Annotated in this window: 20 protein-coding genes; 4 read left to right on the top strand and 16 right to left on the bottom strand. The window is 44.8% G+C overall.

The window, feature by feature from the left end; translation table 11 throughout:
* Positions 1–384: 384 nt before the first annotated feature.
* On the bottom strand, positions 385–3,261 hold the full coding sequence (locus QUB04_RS27655) for a DNA methyltransferase (RefSeq protein WP_333289400.1): 2,877 nt from the start codon (positions 3,259–3,261) through the stop codon (positions 385–387).
* Between the two features lie 92 nt (positions 3,262–3,353).
* Between QUB04_RS27655 and QUB04_RS27660 the strand changes: the two genes are divergently transcribed.
* Complete coding sequence (locus QUB04_RS27660) at positions 3,354–3,764, top strand: Npun_F0494 family protein (RefSeq protein WP_333289402.1); 411 nt, start codon at positions 3,354–3,356, stop codon at positions 3,762–3,764.
* Here QUB04_RS27660 and QUB04_RS27665 read toward each other — a convergent pair.
* Positions 3,761–3,949: a hypothetical protein gene (locus QUB04_RS27665; protein ID WP_333289404.1), complete on the bottom strand. Its 189-nt coding sequence runs from the start codon at positions 3,947–3,949 to the stop codon at positions 3,761–3,763. The two genes, QUB04_RS27660 and QUB04_RS27665, sit on opposite strands and share 4 nt — an antisense overlap.
* Before the next feature lie 551 nt (positions 3,950–4,500).
* Here QUB04_RS27665 and QUB04_RS27670 point away from each other — a divergent pair.
* Together QUB04_RS27670 and ileS are read left to right on the top strand one after the other, a co-directional pair.
* Positions 4,501–5,064, top strand: a complete 564-nt coding sequence (locus QUB04_RS27670) for a Uma2 family endonuclease (RefSeq protein ID WP_333289406.1) — start codon at positions 4,501–4,503, stop codon at positions 5,062–5,064.
* Between the two features lie 630 nt (positions 5,065–5,694).
* Positions 5,695–9,309, top strand: coding sequence for an isoleucine--tRNA ligase (gene ileS / locus QUB04_RS27675; protein ID WP_333289409.1), 3,615 nt, complete (start codon positions 5,695–5,697; stop codon positions 9,307–9,309).
* A gap of 251 nt (positions 9,310–9,560) precedes the next feature.
* Here ileS and QUB04_RS27680 read toward each other — a convergent pair whose 3' ends face one another.
* The 13 genes from QUB04_RS27680 to QUB04_RS27740 all read right to left on the bottom strand — a co-directional run bounded on the left by QUB04_RS27680 (position 9,561) and on the right by QUB04_RS27740 (position 18,361).
* Positions 9,561–9,830, bottom strand: a complete 270-nt coding sequence (locus tag QUB04_RS27680; RefSeq protein WP_333289411.1) for a hypothetical protein — start codon at positions 9,828–9,830, stop codon at positions 9,561–9,563.
* A 42-nt stretch (positions 9,831–9,872) separates the two neighbouring features.
* The gene (locus QUB04_RS27685; RefSeq protein WP_333289440.1) at positions 9,873–10,208 is read right to left on the bottom strand and encodes a XisI protein; all 336 of its coding nucleotides are present in this window, start codon (positions 10,206–10,208) and stop codon (positions 9,873–9,875) included.
* A gap of 82 nt (positions 10,209–10,290) precedes the next feature.
* Complete coding sequence (locus tag QUB04_RS27690) at positions 10,291–10,626, bottom strand: XisI protein (RefSeq protein WP_333289413.1); 336 nt, start codon at positions 10,624–10,626, stop codon at positions 10,291–10,293.
* Between the two features lie 64 nt (positions 10,627–10,690).
* Positions 10,691–11,203: a dihydrofolate reductase family protein gene (locus tag QUB04_RS27695; RefSeq protein ID WP_333289414.1), complete on the bottom strand. Its 513-nt coding sequence runs from the start codon at positions 11,201–11,203 to the stop codon at positions 10,691–10,693.
* Between the two features lie 66 nt (positions 11,204–11,269).
* On the bottom strand, positions 11,270–12,754 hold the full coding sequence (locus tag QUB04_RS27700; RefSeq protein ID WP_333289416.1) for a COR domain-containing protein: 1,485 nt from the start codon (positions 12,752–12,754) through the stop codon (positions 11,270–11,272).
* 419 nt (positions 12,755–13,173) lie between these two features.
* Positions 13,174–13,662 (bottom strand): hypothetical protein, encoded by a 489-nt coding sequence (locus QUB04_RS27705; RefSeq protein ID WP_333289419.1) that lies wholly within the window; start codon positions 13,660–13,662, stop codon positions 13,174–13,176.
* A gap of 62 nt (positions 13,663–13,724) precedes the next feature.
* Positions 13,725–14,111 (bottom strand): hypothetical protein, encoded by a 387-nt coding sequence (locus tag QUB04_RS27710; protein WP_333289421.1) that lies wholly within the window; start codon positions 14,109–14,111, stop codon positions 13,725–13,727.
* A gap of 132 nt (positions 14,112–14,243) precedes the next feature.
* Positions 14,244–14,723 (bottom strand): hypothetical protein, encoded by a 480-nt coding sequence (locus QUB04_RS27715; protein WP_333289423.1) that lies wholly within the window; start codon positions 14,721–14,723, stop codon positions 14,244–14,246.
* The gene (locus QUB04_RS27720; protein ID WP_333289425.1) at positions 14,717–15,040 is read right to left on the bottom strand and encodes a hypothetical protein; all 324 of its coding nucleotides are present in this window, start codon (positions 15,038–15,040) and stop codon (positions 14,717–14,719) included. Before QUB04_RS27720 ends, QUB04_RS27715 begins: the two co-directional genes overlap by 7 nt.
* Before the next feature lie 315 nt (positions 15,041–15,355).
* The gene (locus QUB04_RS27725) at positions 15,356–16,561 is read right to left on the bottom strand and encodes a hypothetical protein (RefSeq protein ID WP_333289427.1); all 1,206 of its coding nucleotides are present in this window, start codon (positions 16,559–16,561) and stop codon (positions 15,356–15,358) included.
* The gene (locus tag QUB04_RS27730; RefSeq protein ID WP_333289429.1) at positions 16,554–17,327 is read right to left on the bottom strand and encodes a hypothetical protein; all 774 of its coding nucleotides are present in this window, start codon (positions 17,325–17,327) and stop codon (positions 16,554–16,556) included. The genes QUB04_RS27725 and QUB04_RS27730 overlap by 8 nt, the downstream gene beginning before the upstream one ends.
* An 84-nt stretch (positions 17,328–17,411) precedes the next feature.
* Positions 17,412–17,783 carry a hypothetical protein gene (locus tag QUB04_RS27735; protein ID WP_333289432.1) on the bottom strand — a complete coding sequence of 124 codons (372 nt, stop codon included), beginning with the start codon at positions 17,781–17,783 and terminating at the stop codon, positions 17,412–17,414.
* Complete coding sequence (locus QUB04_RS27740) at positions 17,780–18,361, bottom strand: hypothetical protein (protein WP_333289434.1); 582 nt, start codon at positions 18,359–18,361, stop codon at positions 17,780–17,782. The genes QUB04_RS27735 and QUB04_RS27740 overlap by 4 nt, the downstream gene beginning before the upstream one ends.
* Before the next feature lie 138 nt (positions 18,362–18,499).
* Here QUB04_RS27740 and QUB04_RS27745 point away from each other — a divergent pair, with 138 nt between their 5' ends.
* Positions 18,500–19,063, top strand: a complete 564-nt coding sequence (locus tag QUB04_RS27745) for a C39 family peptidase (protein ID WP_333289436.1) — start codon at positions 18,500–18,502, stop codon at positions 19,061–19,063.
* A 142-nt stretch (positions 19,064–19,205) separates the two neighbouring features.
* Here the strand turns inward: QUB04_RS27745 and QUB04_RS27750 are convergent.
* A partial coding sequence (locus QUB04_RS27750; protein ID WP_333289438.1) for a hypothetical protein occupies positions 19,206–19,403 on the bottom strand: 198 nt, incomplete at its 5' end.

A 19,403-nucleotide genomic window follows, 5' to 3' on the forward strand; every position in this document is an offset into this window, starting at 1 on the left:
ACCGCAATCGGACATGACGCTTGTCCTTACTTTATAGTATACAGCCGGCGATATGTATAAGAGCCCTGTTTAATTTACCCAACAGAATATGATTGATTTCTACACTGTTATTCTCATAAAAAGTGCTGAGCGTTGGGTCTCTCTGTGTTTAGAAAATGGATTGGTGGGACAAGGCAATACTCGATAAAAATCTATTGATCAACTTAAACAAGCTATTGAGTCATTTTCCGAAGTATATGAATCAGAGTCTGATGTTTATCTCAGCCCTCTTTCTATTAATGAGTTACACGAGTTTCTAACTTTAGAAGATGCGGAAGCCTCAGACACTTATGAACTAAGAAAAGTTTATGGCTAAAAACCTTCCATCTTTAAAAGCACTCTTTCTTACTGCGGCATTCTCACGCAATCGTCTGTCATGAATTCACTGGCATTTTTTACAACAGGCGGCAAACCCGGAGCGACAACGGGTAAGCTCTTAGTTTCTCGATCGGCTACCTCAAAATTTAATTCTAATAGAAACTGCAACGGATCGTCTTTAGCTTTCATCCCGTAAGCTTCTCGCACAGCGGCATCGAGTTCTGCTTGAGCTTTGCGGAGAGGATTGTCTCCGGGTACATCCAAAGTGCGATAGAGTTCTCGCAAACTCCACTGATTTTCTGTCATCACTTTGCGCCGCAACTGTCGCAAATTCACCGCTGCTGCTGCCACTTTTTTAGCCTGTGCTAATGTGGGCGACTGGGGAAAAGGGAAGGAATCAAAAACAGTATCAGAAGTGTAGCGAAATCGTGCTGTCAGAGTTGAACAACGAGCCGTAAACCATGCCCAGTGAATATTAGATTGAAGAATTCCAAAAGAGTAATCATCACTTAAAGTAAATACTTGCAGAGCATCATTAGGATGAATCTTACTACTAATAAACTCAAAGATTGGACGTTTAGTTACTCTCGCACAAGCCATGTATCGAGGCATTTGAGAAATTTTATCCATCATTTCAGAACGATCTCTCCAGAATTTCCACCAATGACAGAAATGGGATTGACGCGGCCCCGTGTCTTTATCAGTTTCTTGCTTCTCTTTTTCAGCGTTGGCTTGTATTGCTGGGAAAACGTATCGTTGAATATGTTCAAAAGCCTTACCGTGCTTCATCACAGAGAAAATATCTTGACAATGATTCAGATTTATTACATATCGAGACGGAAGACTCTGAGGATGACCGAGAAGATCGGTTTTTTGTTGTGGCTGGCCCCCAATTAAGTAAGGGTGTATTACAGATTGAGTCAAGGGATCTCTTGACATTGCTCTAGCTTGCTCTTGAGTTAACAAAAAGCCTTCATGTCCATGTGTTTGTCCTTGATAGCAAGCTTCTGAATTAGCATTAATTAATAACTTTTTAGCTTGAGTTACATCAAGTTTTGTAGACAAAGCGGAATTGATTGTATCCAGTTCGGCAATTTCCCAAGGACTATTTTTATCATCTCCAACTTGAGTAAATAGTTTCTTTTTGCCCGGTTGTTCGCCTTTAATCCAATTGGCAATAGAAACATGAACAACGGCATCGCCAGACCAAACTTGAGTAGAAACCGCTTCGGTAATCGTGCCACCATTGCCCACAATGTAATCTAAACCGCCTTCACGGGAATAGTTTTGTCGGATGGTATTTGTGCCTACAAGTCCGGCGCGTCCATTGGGTTTCAGTTCGTCATGGGCGCGGCGAAACCAATAGACACAGAAATCTGCCCGTCCAGGTACTCCGGGATATTTTGCCCGGACTCGACGCACATAAACGGCTCCATATTCCTGCTGCATTTTATTTTTCGACTGGTACGGCGGATTGCCAATAATTGCGTCTGCCTTTGTCCAGTCGCAAAATAGAGCATCATCAAAGCGGATATTGCGATCTAGATTATCCAAAGGTAATGCCCGATCAAGTTCCAGTGGCAGGTTCATTTGTACGACATTGAGCAACTGGTTTTCTTCATCTAAGGCTAACTTTTTGGCAAGCATCAGCGTCACTTTTGCCAATTCCACGGCAAAGGGTTTGATGTCAATGCCGTAAAACTGGCTTGTCTTCACCAGCGACATCGTACCTATCGCATTAGCAGCACGAGAGAAATTTTCATGAATTTTGGTTAGCAATTGTGCCTCTAACCGCTTCAGTTCCCGATAAGCAACATAGAGAAAATTACCGCTGCCGCAAGCTGGGTCGAGAACTTTGAAATCAAGTAATTCTTGCCGCAGTGCCAACAAATCTTTCAGCGTCTTCGCAGCTTCAATCCGTTCTCGCCACGGGCGGATAATCGTAGGCAAAACCACTTTTTGAATATCTGCCTCGCTGGTATAGTGCGCTCCCAACGCATGACGTTCCTCTTTGCCCATACTGGACTCAAACAACGCGCCAAAAATCGCAGGTTCTACCTTTGACCACCGTTCCTTTGCTGCCTGTAATAGCAGATCGATTTCGCTGCGAGTCAGGGCGATCGGTTCAACAACTGAGAAGATACCGCCATTAAAATAGGATACATCCCGATAGCGACTGTCTTTAGGTGCGGGGCGATCGCTCCCCATTTGCCGAAACAATCCCCCAATTAAATCGTAGGAACTAACTCGGTTCATCTGGCAATCACCTAAAAACTCGGTGAATAAACCGCGTGGCAACAAATCGATATCTTCAGCAAACAATGCTACTACACACTGAAGGATAAACCTTTGAGCCGTTTCTACTTTTTCGCCGCGCTCTACTAACCGATTGAAAACTAGAGCAACTTTGTCAGCGGCAGTTCGCGTTACATCAATTTGGTTGTTATTGAATAAAGGCTGGCGATTTTCGGGGAAAAGAAAGTTTAAGGCTGTGAAGCGAGCGGGTAACTCTTCCAGATTTACGCGGTCTACCGGTTCCCGCAGTTGCAAATCGAAGTCATAAATCCAAAATTCATCAAAGTTGCAAAGAACCACATATTTGGGACGTTGCGGCACTAGCTCCAGCCAATATTCAAAGGCTTGTTGATAGTGTTTTTCCAGTTTTTCGCCCCGTTTTTTCATCTCCAGCAACAACCTGGGCCGCCACAGCAAATCGGCAAATTTCGTAGTTTTGCCTTTCGCCTTTACTCGAAATTCTAGTTCGGCTCCCGCTTCCTTGTAGCCTAGATGACCGAAGGCTTGAAACAGGCGATCGCAGAATACCTGTGCCTCGCCTTTTTCGTCTCCATTCAAAGTACGGACGTATTCAACAAACCTGTTGATATTATTTAGTGTATCGGTCATAATAAGTGTAAAATTAGGATCGATAGGGTGAATCAGCCCGCTCGGATATCTGTAACAATTAAAAATATAGTACCTGTTCAGAGGCTTTTTGAATGACTTTTATTCCATCTGAAGCGTTTAAATCTATTAGTTATCCCGATCGCACCGTAAAAAGAGCCGATCGCGCGGTCCGGTGCAGCCATTTTCAATTACACTTCTTTCAGACAATCCGCGATAACAGTGTTTTCCTAACTGCGATCGCCTCAAATTCCGGTGTCGAAAGCGGCTACACTCGATCGCCCGTATCCGAACTCGTAGCCGAAAACTCCCTACTGTGGCTGATCCAAGTCGGCGTGTTGCGGCGGGAAGTAGACGGACAAGGGATTACCGACAGTTTTCGCCTCACGCCCCTGGGCCGCCAACTCGTGGAAAAATGGGAACAGGAAGGACATGGAGTGCCGGCCGCGTCATTGTGCGATCGTATGGGAAATGCCGTTAGCCGCGGGTTGGGACTGTTTCTTTAAGCGTTTATTGCTTGTCCCAGTCCGACAGTCCGACAGTCGGACATTCCGACAGTCCGACATTCCGACATTCCGACAATCCGACATTCCCACAGTCCGACATTCCCACAGTCCGACATTCCCACAGTCCGACATTCCCACAGTCCGACATTCCCACAGTCCGACAGGGAATGAATTCCCTGTCTCATAGCGAAAGTCGGTTAAAACCGACTGCAAGTTTAAATTCAATTCGATGTTGAGTTTCGCATAAAACCGACTGCAAGTCTCAATTTAACTTGATGTTGAGTTTCGCATTGCACGTTAATCAACCTCCTCAGTCCTCTTGCAGAGGACTTTCGCTATGAGACAGGGATTTCAATCCCTGTCGGACTGCAAGTTTAAATTCAATTCGATGTTGAGTTTTGCATAAAAGCGACTGCAAGTCTCAATTTAACTTGATGTTGAGTTTCGCATTTCACGTTAATCAACCTCCTCAGTCCTCTTGCAGAGGACTTGCGCTATGAGACAGGGATTTCAATCCCTGTCGGACTCGCCGTCAAACGAGTTAGACCGCGATCTCACTTGAGTTTCTTAGAAGGACTGGGGTGTGTTTTCTTTCACGGAGAATCCCACAAGCAAATTTATGCTTTTTTGTGGAATAGGCATCTTGCCTGTTCTTAACAAGGGTGCAAAATGTGAGTATAAATTAAACGCCCGATCGCTTAACTAATACAAATTAAACTTAAATCAAATAAAAATAATGGTTCAAACCGCTTCTAAACCTTTGACTCTCGATGAATTTCTCCAACTGTCGGAAACCAAACCCGCCAGCGAATTCATCGATGGTCAGATTATCCAGAAACCTATGCCCCAAGGAAAACACAGCACAATTCAAAGCGATTTGGCTGCTGACATTCACCGGGTACTCAAACCGCAACGCATCGCCCGCGCCTATCCAGAATTGCGCTGTACCTTTGGCGGTCGATCGACTGTACCCGATCTAGCAGTCTTTACCTGGGAACGCATTCCCCGCGACGAAAACGGCGAAGTAGCCAACACTTTCGCCATCGCCCCCGACTGGACAATCGAAATTCTTTCCCCTGACCAAAGTCAAACTAAAGTCGTCCGCAACATTCTCCACAGTCTCGGCCACGGAACCCAGATGGGCTGGTTGATTGACCCGGAAGAAGAACTGGTATTTGTCTATTTTGCCGATCGCACCATAGCAGTTTTTGAAGAACCGGGCGATCGCATCCCCGTTCCAACCTTTGCCGAATCCTTCAATCTCACCGTGGGTGAAATGTTCAGTTGGCTGACTGAGTAGCGCTACCTCGGTTTAGGAATGATTTAACCGCAGAGGGCGCAGAGGAAGAGAAGAGAGATATCTCTATGGATTTGGTTCGATCTAATGTGCGGTCGATCGCTTATACTAGAATATCTAGTTGTCAGCTCTTCAATGACGAGAGATGACTAAAGTTGTCACTACAAACTTAATTGTCAGTAACTCAGGGCTAAAGCCACTGAGCTTGTAAGAGATATCTCTCGCAAGCTGTACTGACCAGCCTAAGTCTTCACTGACTACGTTATTTAGGTCATAACACCGGAGAATACGTTGCTAGTTTTCCGCTCTGTTGTTTACAGTTAAACAGTCTTAAAGTCACTGAGACAGTGCTGTAAGCGTGACAAGCCTTTATAACATTGGCGAAGCGAACCTTACCCCGAAAGGGAGATTGAGGCAACCATACCTCACTGGAGAGGTTGATTAAATTCCCTCTCCAACCCCGAAAGGGGATTCAAGGCGATTGAAATCGCCGCGCCGTTTTCCACGAGCGGGCTAAAGCCGCGCTCGTTTCCCACTTACCGAGTTTTTTTATGATTATTTAACCGAACTTGATATCATCTTTCAAATAACCGCTAACTACTAACAACTAACTACATAAAAAGTTTGTCAAAAATGGAAGCTAAATCTTACAAAGACACGGTAAACCTGCCCAAAACCAAGTTTGATATGCGCGCCAACGCCGTCAAACGGGAACCAGAATTGCAACAATTTTGGGCAGATCAAGAAATCTACGATCGGCTTTCGGAAAATAACCCAGGCGACTTGTTCATCCTCCACGACGGGCCACCCTACGCCAACGGACAACTTCACATCGGCCACGCCCTCAACAAAATCCTCAAAGACTTTATCAACCGCTACCAAATGCTGCGCGGCAAAAAAGTCCGGTACGTTCCCGGTTGGGATTGTCACGGATTGCCGATCGAACTTAAAGTATTGCAGAACATGAAATCGGAGGAGCGGCTAAATCTTACGCCGATCGAACTCCGCCGCAAAGCCGCCACCTTCGCGCAGCAAACAATGGAACAGCAGCGCGAATCCTTCCAGCGCTACGGCGTTTGGGGCGACTGGGAACACCCGTATTTAACCCTAAAACCCGAATACGAAGCCGCTCAAATCGGCGTTTTCGGTCAAATGGTGCTCAAAGGCTACATCTACCGAGGCTTCAAACCTGTTCACTGGAGTCCGAGCTCGAAAACAGCCCTCGCCGAAGCCGAATTGGAATATCCCGAAGGCCACACGTCGCGCAGCATCTACGTCGGGTTTCATGTCAAAAAATTGTCAAAATCTTTGCAGTCGAAGAAGGCGGGCACGGGGGCACCGCCCCTACAGCGCTATATGCCGAGTCTCTGGGCGGCGATTTGGACGACTACTCCCTGGACAATTCCGGCAAACTTGGCGATCGCAGTTAATCCCGAACTGACTTATGCGGTGGTGGAACCGCCGGCAAATTCCCACATCGCACAACAATTTATGTTAGTAGCTGTCGATGCGGTCGATCGGCTGTCGGCAACTTTTAACACTGAATTAAAAATACTTGCTACCTTCAAAGGCAAAGAATTAGAAGGTTGCATCTACAAACACCCGCTGTTCGATCGCGAAAGTCCAATTGTTGCCGGCGGTGACTACATTACTGCTGATTCGGGGACGGGATTGGTGCACACTGCACCCGGCCACGGACAAGAAGACTTTATAGTAGGAAAACGCTGCGGTTTACCAGTTTTAACGCCCGTAGATGAGAACGGAAATTTCACCGCAGAAGCGGGACAGTTCGCAGGTTTAAATGTCCTCGGAAACGGCAATGCCGCAGTGATTGATGCCCTTGCCGAAGCAAATTGTTTGATTAAAGAGGAAAGTTACGCTCACTCTTATCCTTACGATTGGCGCACGAAAAAGCCGACCATTTTTCGGGCGACGGAACAGTGGTTTGCATCCGTTGAAGGGTTCCGCGATGAAGCCTTAAAAGCGATCGCCGGTGTGAATTGGATTCCCGCCCAAGGGGAAAATCGGATTACTGCAATGGTGGGCGATCGATCGGATTGGTGTATTTCTCGCCAGCGGACTTGGGGCGTTCCCATTCCCGTATTCTACGACGAAGAAAACAACGAACCGTTGTTAAATGAAGAAACGATCGCCCATGTGCAAGCCCTTTTTGCCGAGAAAGGTTCCGATGCTTGGTGGGAATTGTCGATCGCCGAATTGCTGCCGGAATCTTACCGCAATAACGGCCGCACTTACCGCAAAGGTACAGACACGATGGATGTGTGGTTTGACTCTGGTTCTTCCTGGGCCGCAGTTGCCCAAGGTCGATCCGAATTAAACTATCCTGCTGATATCTATTTGGAAGGTTCAGACCAGCATCGCGGCTGGTTTCAATCGAGCTTGCTTACCAGTGTAGCAACTAACGGCGTTGCTCCTTACAAAACAGTTTTGACTCACGGTTTTGTGCTAGATGAAAAAGGCCGGAAGATGAGCAAATCTGAAGGCAATGTCGTCGATCCGGCGTCAGTAATTAAGGAATATGGAGCCGATGTTTTGCGGTTGTGGGTGTCTTCGGTAGACTACTCGGCAGACGTGCCGTTGGGCAAAAACATTCTCAAACAGCAGTCAGATGTTTACCGCAAAATTCGCAATACAGCTAAGTTTTTGCTGGGCAATTTGCACGACTTCGATCCGGCAAAAGATGCCGTTGCTTACGAGGAATTGCCGGAACTGGACCGCTATATGCTGCACAGAATGGGCGAAGTATTTGCGGAAGTCCAAGATGCTTTTGAAAGCTTCCAATTTTCCCGATTCTTCCAAACTGTGCAGAATTTCTGCACGGTGGATTTGTCTAATTTTTACTTGGATATTGCCAAAGATAGACTTTACATCAGCGCGACAGATACCCGTCGCCGCCGCAGTTGTCAGACGGTGATTGCAATTGCTGTGGAGAATTTAGCAAGGGCGATCGCACCTGTTTTGTGTCACATGGCTGAGGATATTTGGCAGTACCTTCCCTATCCGACTCCTTACAAGTCCGTGTTTGAAGCCGGCTGGGTGCAAATTGATGCTTCGTGGCACAATCCAGAATTGGCTACTCGCTGGCAGTATTTGCGACAAGTGCGCGGCGAAGTTAACAAGGTTTTGGAAAAAGCCCGGATTGAAAAGGCGATCGGCTCTTCTTTGGAAGCTAAGGTTTTGGTGTATGTTCCCGATGTGGAAAAAAGACAGCAATTGCAAGCTTTGAATCCCAGCAGCGAAGATTTGGTGGATTATGTGCGATCGCAAAATTCAGTGATAGAGTTAGCGGCACAGGAGAAAGCAAAAGCAGCACAAGATAAACAGGAAGAACAAGCGGCCAAAGTTGCCAAAGTCTTGACAGAAAACAAAATTTATGTTGAGGCGGAAACGATCGCAGAAAAGGGCGATCGATCTTCTCAGATAGTAGAGTATTCTGTCCCTGAACTGTCGGCTTCAGATTCTGGGCAAATCTTAGATCGAGCCGCCGAGTTTGTGGCTAATTTGCCTGAATATGCGGGCAACTTTTTTACAGAATACCAACAAGTTTGGGTAACACTTGGGCTGTTAGCCTCTGTGTTAGTAACGGGCAGAGTAACGCTGGCGATTTTGGATACGATGAATCAGATTCCGATGTTGGGAGGCCTCTTTGAAGTCATCGGCATCTTATTTACAATCTGGTTTGCTTTCCGTCACTTGCTGTTTGCGGCCAACCGTCAAGAAATTGCACTACAAATTGATTTGCTGACAGCAGATGTGCTGGGCCAGACAACCGCGATCGTGCTTGCAGAAACAAAGGCGATCGTCCTCGCACCGCCAGTAGAAGCAGCGCTTGTGCTTGTCGAAACACAGGCGATCGCACAAACAGCCCCAGCCGAAAAAGTGTTTGTAGAAACACCCGAAATCCCGCAAGCAGAATTAGTTGCGATCGAACCCAAGCCAGAAATTCCTGCTGAAATAGCTGTAGGGCACGATTCTACAATGACCGGGAACGGTGTAGACGAACTGCGGTATTTGTTCATTACTTCGGAAGTGGAACTGGTAGAATCGAATGCAATCCTGCAGGAATTGCCGTACAGTTATCAGTCTCCCGAATTGGCGATTGGTGTAGTGAAAGCAGACGGGGAAAAGTGCGATCGTTGCTGGAATTACTCGACTCACGTCAGCGAGTCGATCGAACATCCGCTAATTTGCGAACGCTGCGTTTCAGCAGTAGACCACAAGTTCTAACCGTATGATGTACACCGCACACCGCTGTAACTGTCATTGCGACCTATACGCCAAGCAATCGCAGACTCCGTGATGGCTTCACTATCTACTCGTTACCAGGCTCCTGCCTGGTAACGCAGATCCGGAGGCTCTGCCTCCATCTTCCCAGCCGAGGCAGAGCCTCGCTTATATGGGTTCCAAGGCTCTGCCTTGGAACCAGTTAAATCAATCAAACAATGAGTGGGATGGGCTTCTAGCCCGTCACAAATATGCTATTTCTTAAAAAAACGGCAGACGATTTCGCCAGGGTTGTTTTGTCCGAACGCCAAAACAGTTCCATCTTTTTTAACTGTAGTGCGATCGCGGCAATTGTAGATTTCCAGAGGCTGTTTAACTCCATCAACATTCAGAATTACCCTGTATTCCCAATAGTTTTTAGCACTGCGTTTGATATCGACAATGCAAATCTCGCGTCCTTGGTAATTGCGGCATACAGAGGCGTCAGCAGGAAGCGCGATCCAGAAAAAAAATATTAATAACAAAAAGTAGCAAACACATTTCATCATCTGCGATCGCCTTTTCCTTTACGCTACTCCGAACCCAGTATGCGGACGCTTGTAAGGTGGATGCAACCCCAACACAATATCCTCCTCAGACACTCCCATCTCCACAAATTCCCGTGCAATATCCACTTCTGTCATATTGCGCTGAATCCAAATTTTGCCATCCTTGATATCCAAATGAATGAAACAGTTGTATATCCGCTTTAGTCCCTCCCAGCCAACATCGAGTAACTGATAGTGGTCATGTTCCCAATCAAAAACAAGCTGGCATTCAACGTCTGGATTAGGCTTTTCTAGCGTTGCTTGTTGAGTTAGCAATTTTCGGATACACTGGCGGTAATGCTCTACTCTTTCCATTCCACAATTACCTTTTTTTACAGCATCGTAAAATAAATCTCTAGCAGCCATTTATGTACAATACAGCTTTTATATCTCTTATCTATTCTACTGCATAACCCGTATACTTCCGCATAAACGGCGGCTGAAATCCCCAAACAATATCCTCTTTGGGAACTCCGGCTATTACTAAATCTTCAGCAATATCATCTTCAGTGGAATTCCATTGAAGCCAAATTTTCCCGCCCTTGATATCAATGTGAATGCTACAGTGATGCACCCTAGTCTGCTTGTCCCAGCCCACATAAAAGATTTGGTAATGATCTCGTTCTGTATCAAGAATTGTCTCGACTTCAATGTCTCCGTGAGCAGGTTTGCGCTTGCCGTACTCCAGTAACATTTGCTGCACAATTTGCCGATATTTGATTAATTTTTCCATTGCCAACTTATTTTGATAATCAACTGACAGTATTGTGCCAGCGACTTAGCAATTGGGCGCGCCCTCAAGTGACGACATCGTAAGATAGCTGAACCATACCAGAACTGTATGTCTGACATCCAGTTAACTGCAAAGCTGTAGTATTTATGGGATTAGTAAATAAAGGAATTCCATCGCCTAAAATAATCGGGTGCACCGAGAGAATCACTTCGTTAACAAAATTTTGATTCAGGAAATCGCGAATCAGCAGAGAACCTCCCACCAACCAAATATTCTTGCCCTCAAGCAAGCGCAAATCATTGACAAAACTCTCTAAATCTGTTACCACTTCGACATCCGAAGTAGCTTGAAAATCTAGATTTTTCGTAAAAACATAACTCTTTTTTTCCTGGTACGGATACTCGCCAAAAGTTAGAACTTGTTCATAAGTTTTTCGACCTATGAGAACCGTATCGATGCTATCTAAGAAGTTACTATAACCGTAATTTTGGTCTGTAAACAGCCAGTCAATATCGCCATTCGATCGGGCGATATAACCGTCCAGACTAGATGCAATGAATAGTACAATTTTACGCATGATAACACCGAGGTTTTTGGAATGAGTGGGGTGATAATCGCCCCACTCATTTTAATTTTAAATGATTTAGCGTCCTGACGGTAGCTGGATTTGGATACCCACTTTCTCGCCTAAATCGATCGCCTTGTGAGCAAAGTCAACAGCACCTGAGATACCAACTCCGATCGCAGCAGTCGTCGCTACAATCCCTTTTAAGCTTTTCTTTAATCTGGTTTTATCCCATTGGTTCTCCGGTTTCTTGATTTCGGTTTCGACATCTTCAATATCGATAATTATCTCATCGCGGATGTCTTCGGGAAACTGATCTGCGGTTTGACGCATCGATGAAATTAGTTGCAGAAGTTCAGCGGTATTGGCGTTATTGATTTGAATGCCGCCAGAGGCTGTTTGTTGGGCGCTGTCTTTTACTTCGTTAGCGATAGCGACGCTGCCGATTTGTGCGCCTGGGAAGTTGTTGTTTTGGGGAGTATTTTGAGTCACTTTTGCTTTTGCTTTATTAGTGATGGGTCTACTAACGGCTAGTTTAGCGATATCTACAATGTCTTGATATTCTCTTCCATAAGATTTTTCCATTTCTTCGCCCCCCATTTGGTTTCTGCGCCGAAGTTCGATCGACTCATACCCATCCAACAACTGCCGCAAATCGAGTTTGAGTTTAAGTTTGCCGACACGCACTGTATTCTCGCCCATATCCTCCAGCCCTAGCAATTCATCATAATCCAGCGGATCGGCATCGGGATAACCGGGAACCGGCACCCATTGACTGATTTCCAGATTGGCAAAAGAATTGTGGATTTTGGTAAACGTATCGCGAATCATGCTGAGGAAAGAACGCCGCGTCGATTCCCGCCCGCTAACGGCAATAAAGATTTTCTTATCTTCCGGGTCAGATTTAATCCGGGCGATGTTGTACACCTCAGCGCCTTCCCTGTACTCCAGCATAACCCCCGTCCGCCAGTGGGTGCAGTTGTGGATTTTCTCGTGCATGAGGACGATGAAGCGCGAGAGGATGCTGTCGGGGAGGATGCGGTAGTGATATTGAAATTCCAGCGTTTCGCCTTGGAGTTCGGTGTTTTGCGGTTGTTCTTTGGGCAAGATGCCGGGGATGAGGAAAGTCGGCGCGGGACAATGGCTGACGGGGAAGCAGAGTTCAAATTCGCCCATCAACCCGGTGAGGCAGTGGTAGCGGTGGCTGGGATATTTATTTGAGTCGAGGATGCGGCTGAGGTCGGCGTAGGTGAGAATGCCTTTGGTTTTGACTTTGAGTGCGTCGTCGCTGAGGAGGGCATAGATGCCTTCTGTCACCCAGTGGGGATTGAGGATGTTGGTGGATTGCAGGATGGGGTGTTCGCGGAAGTTGAGGACAATGCCCAGGTTGTGCAGCAGGTCGATTAGTTGGGTTTGGTCGGTTTCTTCAAAGATGTTTTCTTTGGCGCAGATGGTGGCGTATTCGCTGATGCTGATGATGTCTTTGTCGAGGTTTTCCAGGCGCTGCTTGACTTGGAACCAGCTTAGCGGCAAAAGATCGTAGACTTCTTTGAGTTTAAACAATTTACCTAAAACCAATAGTTTCAGCCTCTCTCGTTCTAGTTTCTAGACACTTTCTAGCGACTTAACGTGTTTGCGTTGTTTCAGACGTTGAGCTAGCTTAATTGAGAGTGAATATTCTCTAGATAAATTCTAGACAGCGGTAGGATAGCGATATTTGCGATTGTGTCTGATGTCTCAGCACAAAATCGGGTTTTTCGATGGTAATTGCCATTTTAAATTTTACTTTTTGGGATTTAGGGCAAAAATTGCGATCGGGTTAGGGTGCACGGGTGAGCCTGTGCTTTAGTGTGCATTCCTACAAGTAGCCGCCTACTGTAGGCGGCAACTTTTAGAAATGAAGACAAAAAAGCCCGCTACCTCTAGTGGAGGTGAACGGGAGACAATCAATAAAAAATCATTTTCAACTTAGCACTTTTTGCCTACCGACACCAAACCGTGTTTGCACGGCTTCCTAGGGGGCGTAAATTCTCGTTCCCTTTATCAATTGTTTCCTTCCACCACGATCTGCCGTACCCGTCTCGTAGTGCCGTACCAAAAGGCATTTTGTCGAGCTTGTAAGCACTAAAACCACGCTCTATCATCTCGTGTCGAGTGAGTACCTCTGTCCAATAGGTTGGCTTAGGTTCCTGGCGCGGGAGTGCGATTGCATCAGTCACGCTGTGTGCATCTTGTGATTGTAAGTTTTCGGTTTCCGATCGGGACGGTATCGGGTTGAGCATTCCGTCGTGTTGCACGCATCCCTGTTTAATTAGTTCGATAAACTTGTCTACAGCCTTACTCATATTACCCGTCACACGAAGTAGCTTAACTGTTTCCGGCTTAAGGGTTAACGTCACACGTACCGCGCCAGTACCCTTCTTGTTTGCACCGGGTTTTAGATTAGTCAAACTTTTGGGATTAATTTTCATTGTTTTCTAGTGTATTTCTGAGAATAGCCGCCAACTGTAGGCGGCTACTTGTGGAAATGGACTTAAATCAGCAAGTCGAAAACATTATTCGATTTGTCGAACTTTTTGCTACCAACAACCGATTGGAGTTTGGCCACTTTCTCACTTAGTATTTGCAATTGAATTTCGGCAGTATCGAGCCTAACTTTTTCATCAGTGTCATCAGTGTCATGTACCTCGGTAGTATCTATGACTTCGGCAAGCGCAGTTTCTAGTTCACTCAGAAACTGAGTCTTAAAAGTCTCTAAGTCAACACTTGTTAAACCCCTATCGATTAGCTCGTTAAACATCTCTGCAACAGTGTTTAAGTGCCGTTCAATAGCTTGAATAGCCATTGTATTTTTCATCGTACAAATCGCAAAATAAGTAAATTCATGCTTCTCACTATGAAAGGTAGGTAATTTTTCCATTGGTTTTGTTTGAGTAGTTTGAGCAAAACAAAAGTTAGTTTAACGTCAATTTCGGACGGCAATATTTACTTAATTGCTAGATTTTGACTTGATGTCGCTTTAATTCTTGATTTGTCATGAGCTTAAACTCCCTTACCAATCGATAATGTTTTCAATCTCTGTTTCTGTTGAGGAAAAACTTAGTGAGACTTTCGCGGTATCTACTGTTGCCTCATCTAATTGTTTTGACGACTTTTCTCTCAAGCAATCCCTAATAGCGTCATCTTGTGTTTTGAATCGCTTTTTTGGGCACCAATTGTTAGGAGAGTCAGCACAAAAAACCCATGAACTTTCGACTTCACTGTCAAACCAAAACCAGTACAGTTGACCGTCCTCTGTGTCGTATTCATCTCGACACCGGGAAAAAAGCACTCGATACTCTTGCTCAATTAATTGAATAACAGAGATATTCCGCTTTTCTAATTCAAGTTCATCACGCACATCTTTTAAGGCAATATCAATCAACCATCTGACACCGTGAGAGAGTGTCGGGAGATTGCGGCTTAACACAAAGCCATTTAGTTGCTCCATTAATTCCGGTGGCAACCGGGCGTGAATTTCATTTTTTACCATTCATGCTCGCTTGACTCGAAATTTGTTAACTCTAGTAGCTCCCCGAAAGTGTCGGTTCGACACACCCCAAAAGTTTGACTAAGTAACAGGTCAAGGAACAGTAGGTTGCGATGAACGTCTATGATCGTGACATTACTCACAAAGGAAATAGGGGTGTCGCCTTGCCTTTTTAAGGTAGTGATTGCAATCAAAGCCTCGCGTACTTTTTGTTGTGCTAGCTTAATACTTTCAATTGCCTCCCTTGTGTCAGCCGAAACATCAGACAAGGTGTCGTAACATTTATCTACTTGAGAGTATCCTTTATCGTTGTAGTTCATCGGGCTTCCTAGTCTCTTTGAGTGTATTTCTGGGAATAGCCGCCAATGATAGGCGGCTATTGTTCAAAACGAAAGCTTAGTCTAACCAGTCCCGTCGCCGAAATTGAGCTACCCTGAATGCTTGTTTTCGACACGTCTCAAGTAGGTCAACCGCTAAACTGAGATTTAGCTTAAGAAACCTCATGTGAGTAGTGGGGATTAAACAGTTAAGCTCTTCTAGCATGCGACGGGACTTGTAAAATGTTTCGGAGAATTCGACAGACTTAACCAACTTCTCTACTTCTTGCACCCATTCCATGTCTAACTTTTTGGTTCTCATTTTTTGACAAATACATAGGTGTACTTTCCTTTTTTGCCTGCCACGGCCCAACCCAACGCCCGAATATCAAGCTGTAGCTGTTCCGGTTTTATTCGTGGGATAAGCCCGGTCTCCACGTAAGTGTCCATCCTCTGCTTTAAGTCTTTCGGGTCTACTTCAATCAGTATTGAATTAGGGCTTAACTCCCACTCTGCCATCGGGATACCCGACAGCTCGCTTAAAGTCTCAGCAAGAATTACTTCGTAAATGCCCTCCTTTGACTTTTTTCTAAATTCAAAGTAGTTCTCGAAAAAACCAAAGGCTTCATCGAGCTCACTCCAAACACCTGTACAGAGACCGGCAACAACAACGTCGGAAACAAGTTTCCAAGACTGCTTAGGGTAGCTAACTGGAAAGCTGCTTTTTACTTTGCACTGGCATTCATGGTGCAATTCCCAGTTGGAGGGAGTGTTCCAATAATTGCTTAACTCTTTTTTTAGAGAGTTAATAGCCAAACTATCAGGGTTAATCAATTGGTCTAAGCTCTGTTTCGGCTTGAACTTGATAGTTATTAGTCGTCGCCGTACTTCGGGGCTGGAAATTCTCCAAACAGTCGTGAAAACTTTTGGACAGAACACGTAAAAAGGTATATTCTGTCCTTTCCCGTTGCTAATACTCTGCTTGTCCGTGTAACGGTCGTACCCGTTGAGAAGTGCCGTTAGTACGTCTCGTTCCGCAAAAAACTCGCTATCGGCGTTATCGAGTAAATAGAAGCAATTTTTCTCAACTGAGAAAGTTGACGGGTCAACCCATCTGATTTGGTTGATATCATTCTTGATACTCGCAGCCGTTGAACGAGCGTTGAGGATACTGCCTGTTACGCGAGAGAATATTTTGATACACTCCGACTTTCCCGAACCTGGTTCCCCCCTTAATTCAAGTATGGGAAGTATTTCAGATAGTACGCTCGGTACACTCGCATAAGCGGCTAGTAATGGGTAAGCAATATCGGGATTAGGGATTGATATTGTTATCCGAAAAAGGTTTTGAAGCTTTTTCCCTATCGTTTCACCTTCAATCGGAGTCTTGTTGCTATCGTCTTGCTTCAGCCTTTTAAGTCTTGCGTACTTTCCGATGTCTAACTCATCGCTAACGGGTTCACCCTCTTCTGTTGGATTAAGTAAAGCTTGCCTTATTTCTTCGGGTAAATCCTTACTACTCATTTTGCCACATCCTTGTAATTAAATCGATAGATTTAGCGAGCGCTAGTTGGTCGCTAACGGAGTCAGCGTCACTAGAGGTATGGGCTAACAAGACGCCCAATTCGTACAATGTGGTGATAGACGAATAGTCCCGTCCAAGATGCCGTCTAAGAAACTCAAAACGCGCTTCTAATTTTTCAGCCTCAGTCTCTACTTTCTGATAGCTCTTGCCACCGCTAAAGCTGCTAGTGCTAGAGGCGATAGCCGTTAACACTCCTTTATCGACATCTGTCAAGGTAGTGGCCGACAAAGGTGTGACGACAATTGTGTTTTTGACTCTCGCCTCCCAATAAGCTACTGTTGTTTCGTCTAGACTAGGTTTCTTGATTTCTTCCAAAAATTGAGGATTAACATAGGGTGCGATAACTGCTGACACACAATCTGTTTCGATGTTTTTTAGAGCGTCTTTAGCAAACCCGTAAAGGTAATTTTCACTTAGTTCTACTTCCTTGTCCTCAAATTTCCTTGTTTCATTATTCCAAGTAGGTTTTTTGCTTTTGTAACAACTCACTAAGACTTTTTGGGAGTCAACTTTCCAGGCTCTATCTTTTGAGTTTTCTATCCCAACTGACTCACTGTGTAGCAAACCGTAAAAATGGGCTGCTTTATCATCAACGGCGTAGTAGGCCTCGGTAAGTATTATGCGATCGTACATCGTTACTCGATCGGGTTGAATAAACAGTCGGTTCGGTTTATTTTCCTTGCCTTCGTAGAAATTGATAGTCATAGGTGCTTCTTTTTTTTTGGTGAGTAGGTGTGCATTTCTGGGAATAGCCGCCAACTGTAGGCGGCTATTGTTAAAAATGAAGGTCTAGCCAAATAGGCTGGTTTGACAAAATACCTGAAAAAGATGCTTAGCGTCTTCCTCTTCCAAGGTGTGACTTGAACAGTCATCGAGAAAATCTTCGGTGACTTCAGCAAGTAATCCAACTAGGTCACTAGCGCTAAATTCTTGCTTTTTAGCTCCATCAAACAAAAGTTGATAAAACTCTTTAAGAAAGCAATAACTGATGTAGTTAGCATCGTAGTGGACAAATCTTGGCTTAAGATTTGCGGTTTTAGGACTCTCACTTTTTAAGAATGACTTTTTGTACAAAATCATCCCTTCTTCTTGTAGCATCTCAATCCGTGGCGAGATAAGGCTTCTTGTCTCATACCACGGGGTAGTTTCGACTTTCATCATTCAAAATCTCCAAAAATTAACTCAATTTTTTCTTCTAACCTTACTGGCAAATGAAACAAAGATGACTTTACCTCGCTTGGTAAGTTTAGGTTAGCAACGTTGCTAGCCACAAAAAGTATCTGTTGAGCAGTGATTTTGCCTTTGTCACACAATGCTAAGTGCTTAATTCTTGCGCTGTCCGTGAGGACACCTTTTGGCTCTATTACTAAAAAGTCAAAAGGGAGGTATTCACGTTGCATTGCCCAATACCTTACAGTATCCTCTCCGAGAAAAGAGCGTACAACCACCAAATCTGCACGGTAAGTAACTTCGGAGCCTAAATCGGTCTTAGGTATTACCAAAAAGTTTACTTGCCTCAAAATGGCGTATTCGGACGGTAGTTTAGCCTGAACGATGCGGTAACAATAGTATTCGTGCATCGAGTCAAATCGATAACAGCGCTTTAAAACTGTTGCAGATGTTAGAGACTTGACAAGCCTAAACTCACGGGTAACAAAGTCACCGTCCCAATATGCCGTAGTCGTAGTCGGATCGAAGTACACTTTAATATTTTTGTACTTCGATTTTCGTTGACCCATTATTTCATTTTCAAGGTTCGGTTTTGTTCATGTTTTTATTGTGTAGTTAATTTATTTTTTTTGTTCTCGAAAAGTTACAATAATTATTAACAAAAGTTACAATAAATTGACTGTGCACACTCACTTGGTTAAATAAATATGAATGACAAATTAAAATCCACGAGGAACAGTGTACGCTTAAGTGTTCCTTACAAGATGCAGTTAGACAACAAGTTTGAGCCTTATTCGACTTGTAATGTAACCAGCTTAGCGATGTGTTTAGAGTATTACGAAGTAGGCCTTGTAAGTACGTTTGGAGGAATGGTTAGGGAAAATAAAAATATTCAGCTTGAGGATGAACTTTATCAATATATGTCCGACAAAGGGTTGAACAAGCACTATCCCGAAGATTTAGCGCAAGTAGCGCGCAGGTACGGTATCAGAGATGATTTCACTGTGCGCGGTACATTTGACGGCTGCAAACAACACTTAAAGAGCGGTAATCCTTGTATTGTTCACGGGTACTTTACCGGGCCTGGCCACATTATTGTGTTAGTAGGGTACGATGACAAGGGGTTTTTGGTACACGATCCATACGGTGAGTGGTTTCAAACCGGGTATCGCACGGACTTAAGCGGAGAGTATCTACACTACAGCTACGACTTGATTCAAAAAACTTGTGCCTACGATAGCCAGTTCTGGGTTCACTATCTAAGCAAGTAAGTCTTTCTGAGTGTATTTTCTGGCTTAGCCGCCTATCATTGGCGGCTATTGTTAAAAATGAAGGCAAAACAAAAAGCTAGAGTCACATTATCTGCATAGTGTGACTCTAGCTTCTTTACTTTCCGTGCCTACCGATCGCAATTTAAAACTCAATCAACAAATCATTAAGCTCTTGCCGTGTTGGCGGGAATTGTCCGCCGCGTTCATAGTGGGTAAGCAGTCGCTTGTAGGTGATGCCCGACTTTAAGTCACCGAAGTGTTTGGCATAGGCATAAAGCCCTAATTCTTGTGCTTCTGCTACCAGTACAAGCTTATCTTTTGGGGCGGTACGCCGCTCGAC

Origin of the sequence: Microcoleus sp. D2_18a_B4, assembly GCF_036702475.1 — a bacterium.
Classification (GTDB): domain Bacteria; phylum Cyanobacteriota; class Cyanobacteriia; order Cyanobacteriales; family Microcoleaceae; genus Microcoleus.

Coding starts and splice junctions, on each gene's coding strand:
- QUB04_RS27725 (WP_333289427.1), bottom strand. CDS start 16,561: ATGAGTAGTAAGGATTTACCCGAAGAAATAAGGCAAGCTTTACTTAAT.
- QUB04_RS27690 (WP_333289413.1), bottom strand. CDS start 10,626: ATGGAAAAATTAATCAAATATCGGCAAATTGTGCAGCAAATGTTACTG.
- QUB04_RS27740 (WP_333289434.1), bottom strand. CDS start 18,361: ATGGGTCAACGAAAATCGAAGTACAAAAATATTAAAGTGTACTTCGAT.
- QUB04_RS27715 (WP_333289423.1), bottom strand. CDS start 14,723: ATGGTAAAAAATGAAATTCACGCCCGGTTGCCACCGGAATTAATGGAG.
- QUB04_RS27705 (WP_333289419.1), bottom strand. CDS start 13,662: ATGAAAATTAATCCCAAAAGTTTGACTAATCTAAAACCCGGTGCAAAC.
- QUB04_RS27695 (WP_333289414.1), bottom strand. CDS start 11,203: ATGCGTAAAATTGTACTATTCATTGCATCTAGTCTGGACGGTTATATC.
- QUB04_RS27735 (WP_333289432.1), bottom strand. CDS start 17,783: ATGATGAAAGTCGAAACTACCCCGTGGTATGAGACAAGAAGCCTTATC.
- QUB04_RS27720 (WP_333289425.1), bottom strand. CDS start 15,040: ATGAACTACAACGATAAAGGATACTCTCAAGTAGATAAATGTTACGAC.
- QUB04_RS27660 (WP_333289402.1), top strand. CDS start 3,354: ATGACTTTTATTCCATCTGAAGCGTTTAAATCTATTAGTTATCCCGAT.
- QUB04_RS27665 (WP_333289404.1), bottom strand. CDS start 3,949: ATGAGACAGGGAATTCATTCCCTGTCGGACTGTGGGAATGTCGGACTG.
- QUB04_RS27730 (WP_333289429.1), bottom strand. CDS start 17,327: ATGACTATCAATTTCTACGAAGGCAAGGAAAATAAACCGAACCGACTG.
- QUB04_RS27685 (WP_333289440.1), bottom strand. CDS start 10,208: ATGGAAAGAGTAGAGCATTACCGCCAGTGTATCCGAAAATTGCTAACT.
- ileS (WP_333289409.1), top strand. CDS start 5,695: ATGGAAGCTAAATCTTACAAAGACACGGTAAACCTGCCCAAAACCAAG.
- QUB04_RS27710 (WP_333289421.1), bottom strand. CDS start 14,111: ATGGAAAAATTACCTACCTTTCATAGTGAGAAGCATGAATTTACTTAT.
- QUB04_RS27745 (WP_333289436.1), top strand. CDS start 18,500: ATGAATGACAAATTAAAATCCACGAGGAACAGTGTACGCTTAAGTGTT.
- QUB04_RS27655 (WP_333289400.1), bottom strand. CDS start 3,261: ATGACCGATACACTAAATAATATCAACAGGTTTGTTGAATACGTCCGT.
- QUB04_RS27670 (WP_333289406.1), top strand. CDS start 4,501: ATGGTTCAAACCGCTTCTAAACCTTTGACTCTCGATGAATTTCTCCAA.